Annotated in this window: 17 protein-coding genes and 2 tRNA genes; 13 read left to right on the plus strand and 6 right to left on the minus strand. The window is 43.4% G+C overall.

Features of this window, described 5'->3' with window-relative positions:
- The first annotated feature begins 2 nt into the window (after positions 1-2).
- Positions 3-2,054 carry a RagB/SusD family nutrient uptake outer membrane protein gene (locus tag KO473_RS14210; RefSeq protein WP_005818572.1) on the plus strand — a complete coding sequence of 684 codons (2,052 nt, stop codon included), beginning with the start codon at positions 3-5 and terminating at the stop codon, positions 2,052-2,054.
- Between the two features lie 253 nt (positions 2,055-2,307).
- Here KO473_RS14210 and guaA read toward each other — a convergent pair whose 3' ends face one another.
- Both guaA and mscL read right to left on the minus strand, forming a co-directional pair.
- Complete coding sequence (guaA, locus tag KO473_RS14215; protein WP_005775702.1) at positions 2,308-3,831, minus strand: glutamine-hydrolyzing GMP synthase; 1,524 nt, start codon at positions 3,829-3,831, stop codon at positions 2,308-2,310.
- A 30-nt stretch (positions 3,832-3,861) separates the two neighbouring features.
- Positions 3,862-4,302, minus strand: coding sequence for a large-conductance mechanosensitive channel protein MscL (gene mscL, locus KO473_RS14220; RefSeq protein WP_005775701.1), 441 nt, complete (start codon positions 4,300-4,302; stop codon positions 3,862-3,864).
- A gap of 139 nt (positions 4,303-4,441) precedes the next feature.
- Here mscL and gap point away from each other — a divergent pair, with 139 nt between their 5' ends.
- The 7 genes from gap (at position 4,442) to KO473_RS14255 (ending at position 11,763) form a co-directional block, all read left to right on the plus strand.
- Positions 4,442-5,443, plus strand: a complete 1,002-nt coding sequence (gene gap, locus KO473_RS14225) for a type I glyceraldehyde-3-phosphate dehydrogenase (RefSeq protein WP_005775699.1) — start codon at positions 4,442-4,444, stop codon at positions 5,441-5,443.
- Between the two features lie 246 nt (positions 5,444-5,689).
- Complete coding sequence (locus tag KO473_RS14230) at positions 5,690-7,747, plus strand: M3 family metallopeptidase (RefSeq protein ID WP_122130490.1); 2,058 nt, start codon at positions 5,690-5,692, stop codon at positions 7,745-7,747.
- 6 nt (positions 7,748-7,753) lie between these two features.
- Positions 7,754-8,263, plus strand: a complete 510-nt coding sequence (locus KO473_RS14235; RefSeq protein WP_005818567.1) for a DUF4847 domain-containing protein — start codon at positions 7,754-7,756, stop codon at positions 8,261-8,263.
- Between the two features lie 11 nt (positions 8,264-8,274).
- Positions 8,275-8,712 (plus strand): dCMP deaminase family protein, encoded by a 438-nt coding sequence (locus KO473_RS14240; protein ID WP_005785242.1) that lies wholly within the window; start codon positions 8,275-8,277, stop codon positions 8,710-8,712.
- 78 nt (positions 8,713-8,790) lie between these two features.
- Positions 8,791-10,518 carry a S41 family peptidase gene (locus KO473_RS14245; protein ID WP_005818565.1) on the plus strand — a complete coding sequence of 576 codons (1,728 nt, stop codon included), beginning with the start codon at positions 8,791-8,793 and terminating at the stop codon, positions 10,516-10,518.
- The gene (locus tag KO473_RS14250; RefSeq protein WP_032537335.1) at positions 10,448-10,978 is read left to right on the plus strand and encodes a 5-formyltetrahydrofolate cyclo-ligase; all 531 of its coding nucleotides are present in this window, start codon (positions 10,448-10,450) and stop codon (positions 10,976-10,978) included. Before KO473_RS14245 ends, KO473_RS14250 begins: the two co-directional genes overlap by 71 nt.
- A complete protein-coding gene (locus KO473_RS14255) occupies positions 10,975-11,763 on the plus strand; it encodes a histidinol-phosphatase (RefSeq protein WP_005818562.1) in 789 nt (262 codons plus the stop codon). The genes KO473_RS14250 and KO473_RS14255 overlap by 4 nt, the downstream gene beginning before the upstream one ends.
- A gap of 71 nt (positions 11,764-11,834) precedes the next feature.
- Here the strand turns inward: KO473_RS14255 and KO473_RS14260 are convergent, their stop codons facing one another.
- Complete coding sequence (locus KO473_RS14260) at positions 11,835-12,125, minus strand: DciA family protein (protein ID WP_005775689.1); 291 nt, start codon at positions 12,123-12,125, stop codon at positions 11,835-11,837.
- Positions 12,122-13,234 (minus strand): DNA replication/repair protein RecF, encoded by a 1,113-nt coding sequence (locus KO473_RS14265; protein WP_005775688.1) that lies wholly within the window; start codon positions 13,232-13,234, stop codon positions 12,122-12,124. Before KO473_RS14265 ends, KO473_RS14260 begins: the two co-directional genes overlap by 4 nt.
- A gap of 160 nt (positions 13,235-13,394) precedes the next feature.
- Between KO473_RS14265 and KO473_RS14270 the strand changes: the two genes are divergently transcribed.
- From KO473_RS14270 to KO473_RS14290, 5 genes are all read left to right on the plus strand, one after another.
- Positions 13,395-14,078, plus strand: a complete 684-nt coding sequence (locus KO473_RS14270) for a tol-pal system YbgF family protein (protein ID WP_005775687.1) — start codon at positions 13,395-13,397, stop codon at positions 14,076-14,078.
- 85 nt (positions 14,079-14,163) lie between these two features.
- Positions 14,164-14,658, plus strand: a complete 495-nt coding sequence (ribH, locus tag KO473_RS14275) for a 6,7-dimethyl-8-ribityllumazine synthase (protein ID WP_005785230.1) — start codon at positions 14,164-14,166, stop codon at positions 14,656-14,658.
- A 72-nt stretch (positions 14,659-14,730) separates the two neighbouring features.
- Positions 14,731-14,813, plus strand: a tRNA-Tyr gene (locus tag KO473_RS14280).
- Between the two features lie 8 nt (positions 14,814-14,821).
- A tRNA-Gly gene (locus KO473_RS14285) sits at positions 14,822-14,894 on the plus strand.
- 64 nt (positions 14,895-14,958) lie between these two features.
- A complete protein-coding gene (locus KO473_RS14290; protein ID WP_005818561.1) occupies positions 14,959-16,209 on the plus strand; it encodes a Gfo/Idh/MocA family protein in 1,251 nt (416 codons plus the stop codon).
- Positions 16,210-16,292: 83 nt separating this feature from the next.
- On the opposite strand, the gene KO473_RS14295 is transcribed toward KO473_RS14290, so the two are convergent.
- Both KO473_RS14295 and KO473_RS14300 read right to left on the minus strand, forming a co-directional pair.
- Entirely contained in the window at positions 16,293-18,077 is a 1,785-nt protein-coding gene (locus tag KO473_RS14295; protein ID WP_005818560.1) for a RagB/SusD family nutrient uptake outer membrane protein, read from the minus strand.
- Between the two features lie 18 nt (positions 18,078-18,095).
- The gene (locus KO473_RS14300) at positions 18,096-21,479 is read right to left on the minus strand and encodes a TonB-dependent receptor (RefSeq protein ID WP_216035132.1); all 3,384 of its coding nucleotides are present in this window, start codon (positions 21,477-21,479) and stop codon (positions 18,096-18,098) included.
- Between the last annotated feature and the right edge of the window lie 168 nt (positions 21,480-21,647).

The raw sequence follows: 21,647 nt of genomic DNA on the forward strand, positions 1-21,647 counted from the left end.
CTATGGGACTAAAATTAAAACATATATACTTCTGCTCATTAATAGGAATGGGCGGATTGGCAATGACTTCGTGTGAAGACTTCCTGGATCGGGCACCACTCAGCCAAGTGACTCCGGAAGCCTACTTCACTACGGTGGACCAGGTAGGAAGCTATATCATTAATTACTATAATGACTATCTTGAAAACTCCAATGGTACCAAAATGTATCATCAGACAGCATGGAACTCGGGTGTACAACGCAATGATGCCAACACGGACAACCTGTTGGCTGATGAAAGTAACCTGAATTACTTTGCAGGCAACTGGCAAGTAAGTGAAGGTAAAACAATACAAACCCCGCTAAATCGTATTCGTACCTGGAACTATTTGCTTGAGCAAGTGTTACCTAAAGAAGAAGCCGGTACCATCCAAGGCTCTGCCGAAGAGTTGAGCCATTATATTGGCGAAGCTTATTTTTTCAGGGCACTGGCCTACTACAATGCTTTAGTGAAATTCGGAGATTATCCAATTATTGAAAAAGTATTGCCGGACCAAAACGAAGTATTGATTGAAAACAGCAAACGTGCACCCCGTAACGAGGTGGCCCGTTTTATTCTCAAAGATCTGGATACTGCTATCAGCCGCTTGAAAGATCAGGGTTTTAAAGACAATCAACGCATCAACAAACAGGTGGCTCAGTTATTTAAATCGAGAGTCGCTCTGTTTGAAGCCACTTTTGAAAAATATCACCAAGGGACAGGACGCGTACCGGGAGATACGGATTGGCCGGGTGCTAAGATGAGTTACAACAGTGGTAAAACCTTTAATATCGCAGGTGAAATAGACTTCTTCCTGACCGAAGCCATGAACGCTGCCGCAGCAGTAGCCGATCGGGGCACACTGACGGAAAATTCTCATGTGATGGGTCCTGAATACGGACAGATATATGACTGGAATCCATATTTCGAAATGTTCAGTACCCCCGATGCTTCCGGTTACAACGAAGTGTTGTTGTGGAAACAATATATCAAATCATTGAGTGTTTCCCATTGCGTTCCGGCACGTTTGAAGAACGGTGACCGCACCGGACTCACTCGCGCACTTATCAATAGTTTCGTAATGAAGAACGGTTTACCTATCTATGCTTCCGGCTCAGGCTATCATGGAGACGTTACCATCTCAGAAGAAAAACAAGACCGCGACGAACGTCTGCAATTGTTTGTATGGGGTGAAAAAGATGCGTTACTTACTGATACCAAGAATACGGCAGTGGCTGATACGGGTGTAGTGATCCACTTCGAAAAACCAGGTATCATTTCGGAACAGGAACAGACTCGTGATGTAACAGGATATCGCCCACGCAAAGCCTATACATACGATGACGATCAGAGTAAGAGTGACGAATTGTTGGGAAGCAATGCTTGCATTATTTTCCGCACGGCAGAAGCTAACCTGAATTACATGGAAGCCTGCTACGAAAAGACCGGTTCGCTGGATGCCAAAGCCCAAGGATACTGGAAAGCACTTCGCCGCCGTGCCGGTGTAGATGAAGATTACACCAAAACAATCGCCGCTACAGATCTGACACAGGAAAACGACCTGGCAGTCTACTCCGGTGACAAAATGATTGATGCCACTCTCTACAATATCCGTCGCGAACGCCGTTGTGAATTTATCGGTGAAGGTATGCGTTGGGATGATTTGAAAAGATGGCGTTCATGGGATCAGCTGCTTACAAAGCCTTACATCATTGAAGGTGTAAACTTCTGGGATGCCGCTTACAAGAACTATACAAAAACAGTAGACGGTAAAGAAGTTTCGGCAGTAGTTGCCGATGGTACAACAGAAGCTAATGTCTCGCAGAAAGAAGACAGCAAGTATTTACGCCCGCTTCGCAGAACGAAAACAAACAACCAGTTGTATGACGGTCTGACTTGGCGCAAAGCATACTATCTGGATCCGATCGGTTTACAAGACATGCAACTGACAGCTACCAATCCGGAAGACATCAATACTACGGTAATGTATCAGAACCCGTATTGGCCGATGGCTGCCGGCAAAGCACTGGAGTAAAAGTTTTCCAATAGGAACGAAGTATAATAATATAGAATTTTACTAAGTATTGATTTTTAGTATAATAATAAAATGTTGCGGTAAGAGATTTATAGCAACTACATAAGGTTTAAAAAAGGAAAAAAGGGAAGGGAGGTCCGTGAGGATGTCCCTTTTCTGTTAAATCATAATCGCATTGTACGTACATCAAAAAAGGAAAGCCGCCCGAATTTCTCCGAACGGCTGTCTTTTATATATACCATCTTCAAACGGCTTATTCCCATTCAATCGTTGCAGGTGGTTTTGAACTGATATCGTAGGTTACACGGTTTACACCTTTTACCTTATTTATAATATCATTTGACACTTTACCGAGAAATTCATAAGGCAAATGCGCCCAGTCGGCTGTCATGGCATCTGTTGAAGTCACAGCACGCAAAGCTACTGCACGCTCGTATGTACGTTCGTCTCCCATTACTCCTACAGACTGAACCGGAAGCAAGATAACACCTGCCTGCCATACCTGATCGTATAATCCCCAGTCGCGTAAACCTTGAATGAAAATATCGTCAGCATCCTGCAAGATACGCACCTTTTCGGGAGTAATATCACCTAAAATACGAACCGCAAGCCCCGGCCCCGGGAAAGGATGACGGGTAATCAAGTGCTCGGGCATACCTAACTCACGGCCTACACGACGAACTTCATCCTTGAACAGCAAACGAAGCGGTTCACAAAGTTTCAGGTTCATCTTTTCAGGAAGTCCCCCCACATTGTGGTGACTCTTGATAACAGTACCGGTGATGGAAAGAGACTCGATACAATCCGGATAGATGGTACCCTGAGCCAACCATTTCACATCTTTCAGTTTATGTGCCTCTTCATCGAATACATCGATAAAGCCTTTACCTATAATTTTACGTTTGCGTTCGGGCTCGGTTACACCTTCCAGTTCTGAGAAGAACTTACGGCTGGCATCTACACCGATCACATTCAGTCCGAGGCATTCGTAATCATGCATTACATTCTTGAATTCGTCTTTGCGGAGCATACCGTGGTCAACGAAAATACAAGTCAGATTCTTACCGATGGCCTTGTTGAGCAGCACAGCGGCTACTGAAGAATCAACTCCTCCGCTTAAGCCTAATACTACTTTGTCATTGCCCAACTGAGCCTTCAATTCGGCAACAGTACTTTCGATGAACGATGCCGGGCTCCAGTCCTGCTTGCATCCACATACATCGACAACGAAATTACGAAGCATCTGTGTACCGTCCTCACTGTGGAAAACTTCCGGATGGAACTGTACGCCCCACACTTGTTCACCTTCCACCTGATAAGCGGCAATAGCCACTTTGTCTGTAGACGCAATCGTTTTAAAATTCTCAGGAACAGCAGTAATGGTATCACCGTGGCTCATCCATACCTGCGTACCCTCTCTCACACCTTTGAACAACACATTGTCCTTGCAGAAAGAAGTCAGGTGAGCACGTCCATACTCACGGGTACCTGCCGGTTCTACTTTGCCACCATTGGTATACGCCATAAACTGTGCACCATAGCAGATGCCCAGAATGGGGTATTTACCTCTGATTTCGCTCAAATCAACCTTGAACGCACTCTCGTCATACACGGAGAAGGGACTTCCCGACAGAATCACTCCCTTGACAGTTTCGTCGTCTTTGGGGAACTTGTTATAGGGGACAATCTCGCAATACGTATCCAACTCGCGCACCCGGCGACCGATAAGCTGCGTGGTCTGTGAACCGAAATCAAGTATTATAATTTTCTCTTGCATATATAGATATGTTATGAATTTGGCGCAAAATTACTGCTTTTCTTTCAATAAATCACGTATTTCAGTCAACAATATCTCTTCTTTTGTAGGTGCGGGCGGTGCAGCAGGAGCAGCAGGCGCCTCAGCTTTCTTCTGGGTCAGCTTTGTAATCAGTTTAATAAATAAGAATATAGAAAAAGCGATAATAAGAAAATCGAAAGTTGCTTGCAGAAAGTTACCATAATTCAAGGTAACAGCAGCCGCAGTTTCTTTCCCATCAGCTCCGTACTGCGCAGCTTTCATTACCCATTTCAAGTCCGTAAAGTTCACTCCCCCAATAAGTAACCCCAGGGGAGGCATAATGATATCGGCTACAACCGACGAAACGATTTTGCCAAAGGCACCACCAATAATCACACCGACAGCCATATCCACCACATTCCCTTTCATGGCGAAAGCTTTAAAGTCTTGTAAAAAAGTACTTTTTCCCATCTTTTTTTATATTTAATATGAATTTAATATGCGAATATAAAAACATTTTCTTACTTTTGCACCGCATTCTAATGAAACAAATGCGAATTTAGAAAAGTATTTGAACAAATATTATAAAACCCTTAAAAGTTTAAACAAAATGATTAAAGTAGGTATTAACGGTTTTGGCCGTATCGGACGTATGGTATTCCGTGCAGCAGTTAAGAACTTTGGTAACGACATTCAGATCGTAGGTATTAACGACTTGTTGGATGCTGAATACTTGGCATACATGCTGAAATATGATTCAGTACACGGTCGTTTTGAAGGCGAAGTTGCTGTAGAAGACGGTGCTCTGATTGTAAACGGAAACAAAATCCGTCTGACTGCAGAGATGGATCCTGCTAACTTGAAATGGAACGAAGTTGATGCTGACGTTGTAGTTGAATCAACCGGTTTCTTCCTGACTGACGAAACAGCTCGCAAACATATCCAGGCTGGTGCTAAGAAAGTTATCATGTCTGCTCCTTCTAAAGACTCTACTCCTATGTTCGTATATGGTGTAAACCACACTTCATACGCTGGACAGGACATTATCTCTAACGCTTCTTGTACTACTAACTGCTTGGCTCCTATCGCTAAAGTATTGAACGACAAGTTCGGTATCGTTAAAGGTTTGATGACTACAGTTCACGCTGCTACTGCTACTCAGAAAACAGTAGACGGTCCTTCAAAGAAAGACTGGAGAGGTGGCCGTGGTATCCTGGAAAACATCATCCCGTCTTCTACAGGTGCCGCTAAAGCTGTAGGTAAAGTATTGCCGGTATTGAACGGTAAACTGACTGGTATGGCATTCCGCGTTCCGACTTCTGACGTTTCTGTAGTTGACCTGACAGTTGTTTTGGAAAAAGCTGCTACAATGGAAGAAATCAACGCTGCTATGAAGGAAGCTTCTGAAGGCGAATTGAAGGGTATCCTGGGCTACACTGAAGATGCAGTTGTTTCAACTGACTTCCGTGGTTGCGCTAACACTTCAATCTACGACTCTAAAGCAGGTATCTCTTTGGATTCTAACTTCGCTAAAGTTGTTTCTTGGTATGACAACGAATGGGGCTACTCAAACAAAGTTTGTGAAATGGCTCGCGTTATCGCTGCTAAATAATCAAGCTAAGATACAATATACAGAAAGCTGTTTCGGGAAACCGGAACAGCTTTTTTTATTTTACGGCTCACCCTTAAAGACGTACGAGGACACGGAACGCATATTTTACAGTTCTGCGCTTCTCTCCGTCTCCCATAGCAAAAACTACAGTGAAACACGTTAAATAAGAAGAAAACTATACGGAAGTCTGTGATACTCTGTGGTGAAATTTGTAATTTTGTAAATGTAACATTGATATTACCTGATATGACAAATATAGCAAATGCACAAAATCCATTCTTCGAGAAATATACAACTCCGCATGGGACCGTTCCTTTTGATAAAATAAAAACAGAACATTATGAACCGGCCATTCGCGAAGGTATCAGCCGCCAGGCAGCAGAAATAGATGCCATCGTCAACAATCCGGAAACTCCCACATTTGCTAACACCATTCTGGCCTACGAACAGTCCGGAGAATTGCTCGACCGGGTAACAACCGTATTCGGAAATTTGCGCAGTGCCGAAACTAATGATGACTTGCAGCAGATTGCTCAGGAAATGATGCCGCTGCTAAGTGAGCACAGCAATAATATCAGCCTGAACGAGGCACTGTTTAACCGCATCAAAGCTGTATACCTGCAGAAAGATTCTTTAGGACTGACTCCGGAACAAATGAAACTTCTGGAAAATGCCTATGACGGATTCATCCGTCGCGGAGCCAACCTACAAGGCGAAGCTAAAGAAAAATACCGTGAATTAACCAGAGAGCTGAGCAAACTAACGTTGGACTTCAGCGAAAACAACCTGAAAGAGACCAACAACTATCAGCTGGCACTGACAGACCAGAGCCAACTGGACGGTCTGCCTGAAAGTGCTATAGAAGCCGCAGCCGAAACAGCACGGGAAAAAGGAGTGAATGGATGGGTATTCACACTGCATGCCCCCAGTTACATTCCCTTCATGACGTATGCCGACAACCGCGATTTACGCCGCGAACTCTATATGGCCTACAATACGAAGTGCACGCACAATAATGAATATAACAACCTGGAAATTGTAAAAAGGATAGTAAATATCCACATGGAAATCGCACAATTACTGGGTTATGACAATTATGCAGAGTATACACTGAAGAAACGCATGGCCGAAACCAGCGATGCTGTATATACCCTTCTCAACCAACTGCTGGATGCTTATACTCCCACAGCACGCAAAGAATATGAAGCAGTACAGGAGTTAGCCCGCAAAGAGCAGGGAGACGATTTTGAGATAATGCCCTGGGATTGGAGCTACTACTCCAACAAGCTGAAGGATCAGCAATTCAACATCAACGAAGAGATGCTTCGTCCCTACTTCGAACTGAACAAAGTGAAAGCGGGAGTCTTCGGATTAGCCACTCGATTATACGGAATCACATTCCACAAGAACCCTGATATTCCGGTATATCATAAGGATGTGGATGCTTATGAAGTAATGGACAAAGACGGTAATTTCCTTGCTGTGCTCTATACGGATTTTCACCCGCGTGAAGGTAAACGCTCCGGTGCCTGGATGACAGAATTCAAAGGCCAATGGATAGAAAGCACAGGCGAGAACAGTCGCCCGCACGTATCGGTAGTGATGAACTTCACCAAGCCGACAGAAAGCAAACCGGCTTTGTTGACTTATGACGAAGTAGAAACTTTCCTCCACGAGTTCGGACACGCTTTGCATGGAATGTTTGCCAACTCAACTTACCAGAGCCTGAGCGGGACGAATGTCTATTGGGATTTCGTAGAACTCCCCTCACAGATTATGGAGAACTTCGGCATCGAGAAAGAATTTCTTCATACCTTTGCCAGCCATTATCAGACAGGAGAGCCTTTGCCCGACGAATTAATCCAGAGACTGGTAGATGCCTCTAACTTTAATGTAGCGTATGCCTGCCTCCGCCAAGTCAGCTTCGGTCTGCTGGACATGGCATGGTATACCCGCAACACTCCATTCGACGGAGACGTAAAAGAGTACGAACGCCAGGCATGGTCCAAAACACAGATACTGCCTATGGTACCGGAAACTTGTATGAGCACTCAGTTCTCACACATATTTGCCGGAGGATATTCGGCCGGATACTATAGCTACAAATGGGCGGAGGTTTTGGATGCGGATGCGTTCTCTCTGTTCAAGCAAAAAGGAATCTTTAACAAAGACGTAGCTGACTCCTTCCGAAGTAACATTTTGTCGAAAGGCGGAACGGAGCACCCGATGATACTTTACAAACGTTTCCGGGGACAAGAGCCTACGATCGACGCATTACTAATCAGAAACGGAATAAAAAAATAGAAAGAAATGAAATATAAATACTTATTATTATTACTTTTGATGCTCCCTTTTGTAAGTGGATGCAACGATTCGGACGATGTGAATGGTATCTTTACCGGAAAAGTATGGAAATTGACGTATATTACCAAGAAGAACGAACATAAACCTTATGATTTCTGGGGTGACAAAGACAAGTATGAACAATCTATCAAGAATTACATAAATAAAGAAGGTGCATACACAATCAAATTCGAAGGGGAGACCACAGACAATGTCATCAGCGGAAAGTTTAACGGAACGCTTTTGTCACATTCCTACACCGGAACCTGGAGCGCCAATGGCGAAAGCAATGCTTTCTCAGCTTCCGTGAAAGGGTCTGAAAGTGATCCGTTGGGATTTAGCAACAAATTTGTCGAAGGCCTCAACAGGGCTACCTCGTACAAAGGGAATTATGACAACCTCTTTATCTATTATAAGGATGAAGGAGGAAGAGAGTTATGCCTGGTATTTCATGTGGATAAGGACAAGAATAAATAATATAGCAGCGAATGGACACAGCAAACAGCAAACAATCAGATTTGGACAAGCGTTATATCCGCATGGCTTCCATCTGGTCGGAAAACTCTTATTGCCAACGCCGTAAAGTAGGAGCACTGATTGTCAAAGACAAAATGATTATCTCAGACGGATATAACGGAACACCATCCGGCTTTGAGAACGTTTGTGAAGATGATAACAACGTCACCAAGCCCTATGTTCTGCATGCTGAAGCCAATGCCATCACCAAGATAGCACGTTCCAACAACAGTAGTGACGGTGCTACGATGTATGTCACTGCTTCACCTTGCATCGAATGTGCCAAACTGATCATACAGGCAGGCATCAAACGAGTGGTGTACTCTGAGCACTACCGCCTGGAAGACGGAATAGAGTTACTGAAACGTGCAGGTATCGAGGTCGTTTTCGTCGATACGAGTGAAAAATGAAACAACATACATAAACAACTGACTACAACGCAGCTCCCCGGTAGTTTGTCGTCCGTAGCCAATAACCATAAAAAAGATATGAGTACAAAGAACTCTTCACGGTTTACCCCTGTCATCATTGCTATCAGTGTGGTAATCGGAATTCTGATAGGTACATTTTATGCCAAACACTTTGCCGGCAACCGACTCGGCATTATCAACGGCTCTTCGAACAAGTTGAATGCTTTGCTGCGCATTGTCGATGACCAGTATGTGGACACCGTCAACATGGCCGACCTTGTGGAAAAGGCAATGCCACAGATTCTGGCAGAGCTGGATCCCCACTCTACTTACATTCCGGCACAAAACCTGGAAGAAGTGACATCGGAACTGGAAGGCAGCTTCAGCGGTATCGGTATCCAGTTCACTATTCAGGACGACACCATACACGTGAACAGCGTTATTCAGGGAGGTCCTTCGGAAAAAGTAGGACTGATGGCAGGTGACCGCATCGTGATGGTAGACGACAGTTTGTTTGTAGGGAAAAAAGTGACCAACGAACGTGCGATGCGCACTCTGAAAGGGCCGAAGGGTACTCAAGTGAAACTGGGCGTGAAGCGCGCTACGGAAAAAGAGCTTTTGAACTTCACAATCACACGTGGTGACATTCCGCAAAATACCATCGATGCGGCATACATGCTGACAGATGACTTCGGCTATATACAAGTTAGTAAATTCGGACGTACTACACATGTTGAGTTGCTGAATGCCATTGCCTTACTAAATCACAAGAACTGCAAAGGACTGATCATCGACTTACGTGGCAACACAGGAGGATATATGGAAGCTGCAGTGCGCATGGTCAACGAATTCTTGCCCGAAGGTAAACTGATCGTATACACAGAAGGACGCAAATACCCTCGTGCCGACGAGTTTGCCAACGGAACAGGCAGCTGCCAGAAGATGCCTATCATCGTACTGATCGACGAAGGTTCGGCTTCAGCCAGTGAAATCTTTACCGGTGCTATCCAGGATAACGACCGCGGTATGGTTGTAGGACGCCGTTCGTTCGGCAAAGGTCTGGTACAGCAACCCATCGATTTCAGCGACGGCTCAGCTATCCGCCTGACCATTGCCCGCTATTATACTCCATCCGGACGCTGTATCCAACGCCCTTACCAGAATGGCAAAGACCGCAACTACGAAATGGATTGGCTGACGCGTTATGAACATGGAGAATACTTCTCGAAAGACAGTATCAAGCTCGACGAAAATCTGCGCTACTCTACAGCTCTGGGACGTCCGGTATACGGTGGTGGCGGTATCATGCCGGATGTATTCGTTCCACAAGATACAACGGGAGTTACTTCATATCTGACCGAGGTACTGAGTAAGGGACTTACCATTCAGTTCACGTTCCACTATACGGATAACAACCGCGATAAGCTGAAGAAATATGAAGATGAAGAATCATTGTTGAACTACCTGCGCCGCCAGGGACTGGTCGAACAGTTCATACGCTATGCTGACAGCAAAGGAGTCAAACGGAGAAATATTCTGATTCAGAAATCATATAAATTGCTGGAAAAGAGCATTTACGGTAATATCATCTACAATATGCTGGGAAAAGAAGCCTATATTCAATATCTCAACCAAAGCGATCAGACTGTGAAAAAGGCTGTCGAACTGCTTGAGAGCGGAGAAGCATTCCCCAAGGCTCCCGTCAGCGTAGAACCTCAAAAGGAGGAAAAGAAAGATGGAAAGAAAAAAACAACTGCGCAAGTGGATAGCACAGGAGAAGAAGAAATACTCCGACTCTACGCTTAAGGCATTGTCGGAGAAGGTGCTAACCACCCTTGAAGCATACCCTGAATTCCAAAAAGGGCATACCATACTGCTCTATCACTCAATGAAGGACGAAGTACAGACTCACGCCTTCATTGAGAAATGGAGCCGGTCAAAGAAAATTATACTTCCCGTAGTGATAGGTGACGAATTGGAACTACGTGTCTACACAGGCCCTCAGGATCTTGCCATAAATTCGTATGGCATTGCCGAACCGACAGGAACACGGTTCACCGATTACCGGGCGATCGATCTGGCAGTCATTCCGGGTGTCGCTTTTGATCGGCACGGACATCGTTTAGGGCGCGGCAAAGGTTATTATGACCGTTTACTCCCTCAGATTGCGGCACCCAAAGCCGGAATTTGTTTCCCGTTTCAATTGATTGAAGAAGTTCCTGCAGAAGAATTTGACTTCCGCATGGATACCGTCATAGCGCAATGAAAACGAATTATCATACACATACCACTCGCTGTATGCATGCCGTAGGAGACGACGAAGACTATGTGCGCAGCGCTATCAAAGGTAGTTTTCAAGAACTGGGCTTCTCTGACCATAGTCCGTGGAAGTATCATACGGACTTTGTATCGGATATACGTATGCTGCCGGAAGAATTACCGGAATATGTAGAAAGTATCCGCGCCTTGAAAGAAAAATACCGCAACCGGATCAGTATCAGAATCGGATTGGAATGTGAATATTTTCCCGAATACACCCATTGGCTGAAAGAAATCATCAGAGAGTACCGGTTGGACTACATCCTTTTTGGGAACCATCATTACCACACCGACGAAAAGTTTCCATACTTCGGACACCACACTACCAACCGGGACATGCTCGACCTCTATGAGGAAAGCTCTATTGAAGGAATGGAGAGCGGACTATTCGCCTATCTGGCCCACCCCGACCTCTTTATGCGCTCCTATCCGGAATTCGATACACATTGTACCAGCATTAGCCGCCACATCTGCCGGGCTGCGGCACGACTAAACATCCCGTTGGAATACAATGTCGGTTATATGGCCACCAATGAAGCCCGGGGAATAATGACCTATCCCTGTCCACAGTTTTGGCACATTGCGGCCAATGAAGGATGTACAGCCATCATCGGACTGGATGCACACAACAATCTCGATTTAGAAAATCCGGTCTATTACGACCGAGCCTGCAAAGAGCTGAAAGAGTTGAAAATGCCGGTCATAGATACGATTCCATTCCTGGAATATTAAGCAAACAACGTTTCACTGAAACAGAGGCTTTATCCACTCAGGACAGAAGTTCTTGGTAGAGATAACGGTTGTCAGCGAAAAATAATATTAGTAATCACCGTAGCACCGACTTTCTGGTTAAGATTACGAACCAGCAGTTCCCTTCCCATCATCAACTCCTGACGAAGGGCAGCAGAAGTCAAATGCACATATAATACTTGATTACGAATATATAAATCTCTTGTATACGACATTATAGTAGGTCCCAACACTGTTTCCCACGAATCCAGCAAACGCTGTTCGTTCAGTGGAGATTCCAGACTCTCTTGACGTAGATATTTCTGAATCAGTTTGCCAATAGGCTCCGCATCATTCCGTTTCATTGGTCTTTTTCCTCCATTTCATTAATTGCCCCGTTTTCTACACGGAACATTTTATAATCACTGCCTACCTTATATAATATACGATCCAAATGCTCACGATTTGTATCCGTTATAAAAATCTGCCCGAAATTGTCACCCGCTACCAACTTCACGATTTGTTCTACGCGCGAAGCATCCAGCTTGTCGAAAATATCATCCAACAGCAACAAAGGCACCGTGCTTCCCGTACGTTTCAGAAAATCAAACTGGGCAAGCTTCAACGCTACCAGATAAGTCTTGTTCTGCCCCTGTGAACCTTCCCTTTTAATGGGAAAGTCACCCAGTAACATATTCAACTCGTCCTTATGTATCCCCCGGAGTGAATATCCCATAATCTTATCCCGTACCCGACTCTCCTTCAAGACTTCAAGCAGAGAAGCCCCCCTTGCATGTGACTCGTAAGTCAGCCCTACCTGCTCCTTATCCTGCGAGATATACGAATAGAATGACTGGAATATAGGGATAAACTCACTGATGAATGCCTCCCGCTTCCGGAACACCACCTCACCGGCCTGTGCCATCATTTCCTCCCAAACCAAAAACAATTCTTCTTCCACCGGCTGTTCACTCTTCAGCAGCGTATTTCGTTGCACCAATGCTTTATTGTAACGAATCAAAGCATCCAGATACTCTTTGTCATACTGTGAAATAACCACATCCATAAACCGGCGCCGCTCGTCACTACCACCGGCTATCAATTCCGAATCGGCCGGCGAAACCATTACCAAGGGAATAAATCCGATGTGATCCGACAAACGGGAATATTCTTTCTTATTGCGTTTGAATTGTTTTTTCGACCTGCGCTTCATTCCACAATAAATCTCCTCAGGCGTTCCGTCCATCGCCTCGTAGAACCCCTGAATCACAAAAAAGTCCTGTTCGTGACGAATATTCTGCGAATCAATCGGATTTCCGGCACTTTTACAAAAAGACAGAAAGTAGACAGCATCGAGCAGGTTGGTTTTTCCCATCCCGTTCTGTCCGAAAAAGCAGTTCAACTTAGCCGAGAAATTCAGTTCCACCTGCTCCAGATTCTTATAATTCAGTATAGATATACGCTTCAGTATCATGTATGCACATTGAGTTTGGTTACAAAAGTAGAAAGATTTTCGGGGTTTTAGGCCGTAAAACAAAAAAAGATGCCTCTAAATTTCGTTTATATATATAAAAAAACTACTTTTGCTGACCAAAATATCCAGTTGAAAAAATAACAAAAAGAATCATATAAAAATGGCAGAACAAAAGAACCACAACAACGAACTGAATGTGGAAGATGCACTGACACAGTCGGAAGCATTTCTTGTTAAAAACAAAAAAGCAATCATTGGCGCCGTTGTAGCCGTAATCGTAATCGTAGCAGGCGTGATCCTCTACAAGAATTTCTATGCAGAACCCCGTGAAGAAAAAGCGCAGGCTGCTCTTTTCAAAAGCGAACAGTACTTTGAACAAAGCGCATACGAGCAGGCACTGAACGGTGATAGTATCGGTTCTATCGGTTTCCTGAAAGTAGCCGATCAATTCAGCGGAACCAAAGCAGCCAACCTGGCAAAAGCTTACGCCGGCATCTGCTACCAGAATTTAGGTAAATATGACGAAGCAATCAAAGCACTCGACGGCTTCAGCGGAGACGACCAGATGGTGGCTCCTGCCATTCAGGGTGCCATTGGCAACTGCTACGCTCAGTTAGGCCAACTCGACAAAGCAGCTTCAACCCTTCTGAAAGCAGCAGACAATGCTGATAACAGCACTCTGAGCCCCATCTTCCTACTGCAAGCCGGAGAAATCCTGATGAAGCAAGGCAAAAACGATGATGCTGTAAAAGCCTTCACCAAGATCAAAGACAAATACTTCCAGTCTTATCAGGCTATGGACATCGATAAGTACATCGAGCAAGCCAAACTGCTGAAAAAATAATAACGGGGTATATACCTTATTATATAGAAAGCTACCCAAACGAACCTGGGTAGCTTTTTTTAAACCAACCAAAAACATATATATTATGGCAACAGCATATCATAACTTATCTGATTACGATTTTAATTCAGTTCCGAATGCAGAAGAAATGAAATTCGGTATCGTTGTTTCCGAATGGAACGCTAACATCACCGGTGCCCTGCTGGACGGAGCAGTGAAAACTTTGAAGAAACATGGAGCCAAAGAAGAAAATATCCTGGTAAAGACAGTCCCCGGAAGTTTCGAACTTACCTTCGGTGCTAATCAGATGATGGAAAATAGCGATATAGATGCAATTATTATCATTGGTTGCGTAATTAAAGGAGATACTCCACATTTTGACTATGTTTGCATGGGAGTGACACAAGGCGTAGCGCAACTGAACGCAACTGGCGATATACCAGTTATTTACGGATTAATTACCACCAACACTATGGAGCAGGCAGAAGACAGAGCCGGTGGCAAACTGGGTAATAAAGGAGACGAATGTGCAATTACTGCAATAAAAATGATCGATTTTGTTTGGAGTTTAAATAAATAGTTGTATCTTTGCATCGCAATTGAGAAACAAACCTACTTAAGAGAAAGCAAAGGGACTCAAAAGCAAACAAAAGGGCAAATACCAGAGTGGCCAAATGGGGCAGACTGTAAATCTGCTGTCTTTCGACTTCGGTGGTTCGAATCCATCTTTGCCCACAAAAATTGCGGAAGTAGCTCAGTTGATAGAGCATTAGCCTTCCAAGCTGAGGGTCGCGGGTTTGAGCCCCGTCTTCCGCTCTAAAGAGAATCTGAGAAATTAGATTCTCTTTTTTTATATATAACCCTAACATCCTAACCACATATGAGAACTCCTTCACAAACACATGTGCTCGGACTGGCACATCCTCCCATGCCCATTGTGCGCCTTGCTTTCATTGGGCTTGGCAATAGAGGTGTATTGACTTTACAGCGTTATCTGCAAATCGAAGGAATCGAAATTAAAGCACTTTGCGAAATCAGGGAAGGTAACCTAACTAAAGCGCAGAAAATTCTCCGGGAAGCAGGCTATCCCCAGCCGGATGGTTATACCGGACCGGATGGATGGAAACAAATGTGTGAACGGAATGATATTGACCTGGTGTTTATCTGTACCGATTGGCTGACACATACTCCCATGGCAGTTTATGCTATGGAACACGGTAAACACGTAGCTATCGAAGTTCCGGCAGCCATGACCGTAGAAGAATGCTGGAAGCTGGTAGATACAGCCGAGAAGACAAGGCAACACTGTATGATGCTTGAAAACTGTTGCTACGATCCATTTGCACTGACCACACTGAATATGGCACAACAGGGTGTATTCGGAGAGATAACGCACGTAGAGGGAGCATACATACATGATCTGCGCTCTATCTACTTCGCCGACGAAAGTAAAGGAGGATTTCACAATCATTGGGGGAGGAAATATAGCATAGAGCATACCGGTAACCCCTATCCTACTCACGGCTTAGGCCCCATTTGCCAGGTACTGAATATTCACCGGGGCGACCGCATGAATTATCTCGTTTCATTATCAAGTCTGCAAGCCGGCATGACGTCGTACGCCCGTAAGACATTCGGAGAAAATTCTCCCGAAGCCCGTCAAAAGTATCGGTTGGGAGATATGAACACCACCTTGATTCACACAATGAAAGGCAAGAGTATCATGATTCAGTATAATGTCGTCACTCCACGCCCGTACAGCCGCCTCCATACAATCTGTGGTACGGAAGGCTTTGCCCAGAAGTATCCCGTTCCCTGTATCGCCCTTGAGCCCGATGCAAGTGCTCCTCTCGAAGGAAAAGCGCTTGAAGATATTATGGAACGCTACAAACACCCTTTTACAGCTACTTACGGTGCAGAAGCCCATCGGAAAAATCTGCCCAATGAAATGAATTATGTCATGGATTGCCGTTTGATTCATTGCCTGCGCAACGGACTCCCATTGGATATGGATGTATACGATGCCGCCGAATGGTCATGCATCACAGAACTAAGCGAGCAATCGGTATTAAACGGTAGTATTCCGGTAGAAATACCGGATTTTACAAGAGGAGCATGGGAAAATAATTAAAACTATATAAAAACAAGAAAAGGGACCGGTTTTAAAACCGATCCCTTTTTTTCAACCTTTAATTAAGAGATATCTGTGTTAAATTAATATCCCGGGTTTTGATCGCCAGCCAATAGCGGATTTAAGTCAATGGCTGTTTGCGGAATTGGTTTCAGACGCATACGAGAACTCCATTTCATTGTAAGTTCCGTATCACCGTCAGGAGTCATGATGGGTACATTGTTCATGTGCTCTTTCCAGTAATCGTCACTATAACGAGTCATATCATCACCGCGGAAGCCTTCACCAGCCAATTCAATACGACGTTCGTTCTGAATCAGTTTTAAACCTTCTTCTTTGCTCAAACCAGAAGGAACATCCGGCATACCACAACGGTCACGCAACTGATTTAAAGCTGCTTCTGTTGCAGCATCATACCCAGTAGTCTGTGTATGCGCTTCAGCATAAATCAATAAAATTTCAGCATAACGGATACAAGGATAATCACCGGTTGCCTGTCCGTCGCCATTAGCATCATTTTCCAATGAAAGCATCTTGCGGAAGTTAAATCCGGTCTTTGATTCGTTATTACCATTCTTTATCCATTCATACACAAACTTATCTCCATAATTAGATTCATACCAACTCTTGAATGGCATCAAGATAGAAACATACATACGGCTATCACGGTTACGGAACTCCTGAATATATTTGTAATCTTTCAATGTTCCATTCTTTATCTTTTCCTGACAGAAAGCGATAAACTTAGCTTCTCCTTCGGGTTTTTGATAAGCATCCAAGTCTGCCTTAATCTGGTTATAAGCTTTAGCACGTTCTTCCGGAGTAGGCAACTGCGGTACACTGTGGCCATCAACTCCCCAATAAGCATCTACCAGATTCTGTGTCGGAGTTACAGAAGACCAACCACCCAACTGATTCGGACGCATACTTGTATAACGAGTCATATCTTGATAATCCCAACTGGAAGCAGCATATTGACGAGTCATAATGTATTCGGGATTATCCGGATTAGCATTTTCTGTATGCCACAAAGCTTCATAATTAAACATACCCTTAATGAATTCGTCTTTATCGATTCCTTTTTCTTCAAAATCAATATACAAACTCATTTCTTCTGCCTCTTTCTTCTGTGCTTCCGATAAAGAAGAAATCTTGAACAAAGAGAAGCCTCCCTTATCCATCACTTCCTTGGCTGTAGTTTCTGCTAAAGCGTAGTCTCCAAAATACAGAGCCGCTCTTGCTTTCAATGACAAACAAGCATATTTTGTGATACGTCCCTTTTCATTCGGATAACCACCGGTATATTTCTCAGGCAATATTGCAGCAGCCTCAGTAAGTTCTTTCATAATAAAATCACGAATCACACTTACCTCGTCACGCGGAATATTAGGCGAGTTATAATCCAACACCTCAGTAATCAAAGGCACTTTACCGAATGTCATAGTCATGCCCAGATAAGTCCATGCACGCATTGCACGCACCTCTGCCTTGAATCTTTCTCTCAAAGATTCATCCATCTCACAATTTCCGACTTTCTGCAAAAATAAATTCTCCTTACGGATTGTCTCAAAGTTCCAGCCTTCGTCATATAGAGGACTAAAACCATCTTGTTGGAATATCTTTGCCTTAGACTCGTGTGCATATTGGCAATATACATCATCCGAGTAAGCATCTCCGTAAATACCGATACCCGGAATTGCTGCAGAATAAATTGAGTTCAGATTATACCAAGCATCTTTTTCAGATGTCCAATATGTCTCGGCCGCAATATTAGCAGGCGGCTCCACTTCCAAGTCGCAACTACTAACACTTACACTAACTAAAGTGCAAAGGAATATACCCTTGAATAATTTATTTATAGTTTTCATCTTTTATAATCAATAATGTTAGAATGTTAGATTTACACCAAAAGCAATCGAAGACGTACCACGAGTATTAACGCCGCGTCCTGAAGCTGTTTCAGGGTCGAAATCTTCCATACGGTGGTCAGCACGAATAGTAAACGGATTCTCGGCCGCAACATAAAGCTTCAATGCCTCCAGGCTCAACTTCTGCAATACCGGCTTCTGGAAAGAATATCCGAAAGTTATATTCTTGATGCGGAAATAATCGGCATCGAACAACCAGTAGTCAGAGAAATATTGGTTATAAGTTGAATGTTTACTTGTACGGGGATAAATGCGCGGATAAGCTGCATTCGGATTAGGATTATCTACCGTCCATCTCTTCAAATGATATTTACGCGGGCTTGCATAATCCGAGAATGCCCAAGCATTTTCCATGCTGAAGTTTACTTTTGTACCGGTAACTCCCTGACCGAACATACTTAATTCAAATCCTTTATAACGGAGATTCAAATTCACACCATAAGTAATATCAGGTACATCACAACCAATATAAGTTCTATCCTTATCGGTAAGTTTACCATCACCGTCCAAGTCTACATATTTAATATCACCAGCCTGAGGTACCAAACCATCAGTGATGTAATTACCAGCATCAATATCCTCCTGAGTCAACAAACCGTCAGAACGATATCCATAGAAGGTACCGATTGCATAACCAACCTTCTTAATCCACGGACTTTCAATAATCGGGTCATTAGCTCCCAGGTTGGTAACCTTATTCCAGTTCTTACTCATGTTAAAACCAACTGTATACGCAAAGTCACCCAGAGTTTTATTATGTGTAATGCTCAGTTCCAGACCTTTATTGCTTACCGTACCAATATTTTGTGAAACCTTGAAATCAGAGCCGATACCGATTTCTTTCGGACTCGGATATGACAACAGGATATCATCTGTCTTTTTGTTATAATAATCAGCTGTAAAGCTCAACAGGCCATTGAAAATATCAAAATCCACACCGATATCAGTGATAGTAACAGTTTCCCATCCCAAAGTCGGATTGGCTGGTTTAGATTCTACGATACCCGAAACAATGACATCCTCAAAGTTATAGTTACCCCCTTGTTGATAAGAAGAGAAATAATCATATTGACCTACGTTATTGATGTTACCCAACTGTCCCCAAGATGCACGCACCTTCAAGTTATTGATCCAGTTGATATCTTGCATGAATCCTTCCTGATTAATACGCCAACCTGCAGAGAATGAAGGGAAAACGCCCCAACGATTATCCTTATGGAAACGAGAAGAAGCATCAGCACGGATGTTGGCCTCCAATAAATAACGATCCATAAATGAATAATTTACACGACCAAAGTAAGACATCAACTTGTCTTCGTTACTTCCACCTTCAGCATAAGTATCATCCGGTGCGCTTGAACCACCATTCATGTCTGTCATACCATTAGTCGGGAATTTCAGACGATATGATTTTTGTTTCTGATATTTATAATGTTCATAAGATACACCAGCCAAAACATTCACATTATGTTTTTCGTTACTCCAAACGTAATTGGCCAATGCATTATAAGTAAGGCGACTGTTTTCTTCCCAGCTGTATTCCATCTTAGAGTTGGTTACATCTGTACCATTCAGTTCAGTACCGGTCTGAAAATCCTTAATTTTATTCTTATTTGCAGTATAAGTCTTAGATTTATAATCCCAGGCTTTATAAATCATTTCACCAGTCAATACCAATCCTTTTACAGGTTTAATATCTAAGGCCAGATTTATCAAAGTATTTTCAGTCTTGCTGTTCGACCATCCTCCTTCTTCCAAACGGCGTAAAGGGTTACGTTCCATGTTTACTGTTGCAGCAGGCTTTCCACCTTCATAACTACCCCATTCACCGTTACTATGGCGAGCAACATAAGTTGACGGGATTGTCAGCAAGTGTGTATAAATAACCCCTCCTTTGTCGTTATCAGAAGTACTTTGGATATAATTGATATTAGAACGCATTGTCAACCAAGACTTAATATCCGAAGAAATGTTGGTAGTCAAGTTATAACGTTCACTTTTTGCACCAGGAGTAAATTTATCATCATACATATATCCTAATGAAGTGAAATACTTCACTTTATTACCACCACTAAAGCTTACAGAATGTTTCGTCATGACAGCTTCATCCTTCAATACTAAATCATACCAATTCGTATTCGGGTACATATCCGGATTAGAACCATCACGGAACATTTGTATCTCCTTATCAGTATAAGGAAGCGTGCTTGTATTCGGGTTTTCATTCAGAGCAGCTTCATTGCTCAAGCGTGCGTACCATTCAGAACTCAATACATCGGGTGTATAAGTTGCCATCTTCACTGCAACCGAACCATCGTAACTGATCTTCAAATCACCTTCTTTACCACCTTTTGTTTTTACCAATACAACGCCATAAGCTGCACGAGAACCGTAAATTGCAGAAGATGCCGCATCTTTCAGAAACGAAATACTTTCTATCGAATTCGGATCAAGGCTTGAAAAGAAAGAAGCATCAGCAATTGCACCGTCAATAACAAACAAAGGAGAAGAAGTTCCCAAGTTACCGCGACCACGCATATTGATTGATGGAGTAGATCCCGGACGAGATATGATGGTTACTCCCGGAACCTGTCCTTGTACAGAAGCCAATACGTCTGTATTTACACGTTCTTTCAATTCATCTGCTCCAACAGAAGATACTGCACCTGTCAGGTTGACCTTTTTCTGAGTACCATAACCAACAACTACAACTTCATCCAAAGTTTTTGTATCTTCCTTCATTATGACATTGTAATTGTTAACTCCCGGCTTAAGTACGATGGTCTGAGGTACGTAACCGATATAAGTAATCTGAAGCTCCTTACCGGCAGTATTCAGGGTAAATTCACCTTCAATATTAGTAATGGTACCATTAGAGATAGTACCTTTTTCTACTACAGATGCTCCGATGATGGCTTCACCCATTGCGTCTTTCACGACTCCGGTAATTTTTCTCTGCTTCTGCTGTTGAACAGCCTGCACATCCTTGGCAGCTGCAGTCACAGTAGATACTACGATCTGATTATCCACGATCTTATAAGTGTATCCCGAATTCTTGAATACTTCGTTCAGTACAGTTTCGATCGGAGCATCCGACACATTGATGGATACTTTCTTGTTCAGCTTTACCTGATTGTCATTGTAGAAGAAAGTATACTCGCTTTGTTTTTCAAGTTCACGCAGTACACTCTCGATGGATACGTTTGTCTTCGTCATTGAAATCTTTAGTACTTGAGCGAAGGCACTCACAGGTACCATAGCTATCAGGCTAACTGCCAAAGCAAAAGCCAGATGCTTTTTCATTCTTTGCGGACTAAACCACCGCATGTTGCATTTTCTCATAAATACGATTAATTATTAGATTGTAATTTTGATTGATAAAGTGAGCACAGGACACTTCTAAAGCATCGCTGCACCAGGTTAACGTCATTTACGGTTTCTCTCTCATTCTTTTCTTTATTAATTTAGGTTTAAAATTTGATGTTTGGTATAAGTTCTAAACGAACTTGG

The sequence above is a fragment of the Bacteroides sp. HF-4919 genome (assembly GCF_018860125.1).

Coding starts and splice junctions, on each gene's coding strand:
- KO473_RS14210 (WP_005818572.1), top strand. CDS start 3: ATGGGACTAAAATTAAAACATATATACTTCTGCTCATTAATAGGAATG.
- guaA (WP_005775702.1), bottom strand. CDS start 3,831: ATGCAAGAGAAAATTATAATACTTGATTTCGGTTCACAGACCACGCAG.
- mscL (WP_005775701.1), bottom strand. CDS start 4,302: ATGGGAAAAAGTACTTTTTTACAAGACTTTAAAGCTTTCGCCATGAAA.
- gap (WP_005775699.1), top strand. CDS start 4,442: ATGATTAAAGTAGGTATTAACGGTTTTGGCCGTATCGGACGTATGGTA.
- KO473_RS14230 (WP_122130490.1), top strand. CDS start 5,690: ATGACAAATATAGCAAATGCACAAAATCCATTCTTCGAGAAATATACA.
- KO473_RS14235 (WP_005818567.1), top strand. CDS start 7,754: ATGAAATATAAATACTTATTATTATTACTTTTGATGCTCCCTTTTGTA.
- KO473_RS14240 (WP_005785242.1), top strand. CDS start 8,275: ATGGACACAGCAAACAGCAAACAATCAGATTTGGACAAGCGTTATATC.
- KO473_RS14245 (WP_005818565.1), top strand. CDS start 8,791: ATGAGTACAAAGAACTCTTCACGGTTTACCCCTGTCATCATTGCTATC.
- KO473_RS14250 (WP_032537335.1), top strand. CDS start 10,448: ATGGAAAGAAAAAAACAACTGCGCAAGTGGATAGCACAGGAGAAGAAG.
- KO473_RS14255 (WP_005818562.1), top strand. CDS start 10,975: ATGAAAACGAATTATCATACACATACCACTCGCTGTATGCATGCCGTA.
- KO473_RS14260 (WP_005775689.1), bottom strand. CDS start 12,125: ATGAAACGGAATGATGCGGAGCCTATTGGCAAACTGATTCAGAAATAT.
- KO473_RS14265 (WP_005775688.1), bottom strand. CDS start 13,234: ATGATACTGAAGCGTATATCTATACTGAATTATAAGAATCTGGAGCAG.
- KO473_RS14270 (WP_005775687.1), top strand. CDS start 13,395: ATGGCAGAACAAAAGAACCACAACAACGAACTGAATGTGGAAGATGCA.
- ribH (WP_005785230.1), top strand. CDS start 14,164: ATGGCAACAGCATATCATAACTTATCTGATTACGATTTTAATTCAGTT.
- KO473_RS14290 (WP_005818561.1), top strand. CDS start 14,959: ATGAGAACTCCTTCACAAACACATGTGCTCGGACTGGCACATCCTCCC.
- KO473_RS14295 (WP_005818560.1), bottom strand. CDS start 18,077: ATGAAAACTATAAATAAATTATTCAAGGGTATATTCCTTTGCACTTTA.
- KO473_RS14300 (WP_216035132.1), bottom strand. CDS start 21,479: ATGAGAAAATGCAACATGCGGTGGTTTAGTCCGCAAAGAATGAAAAAG.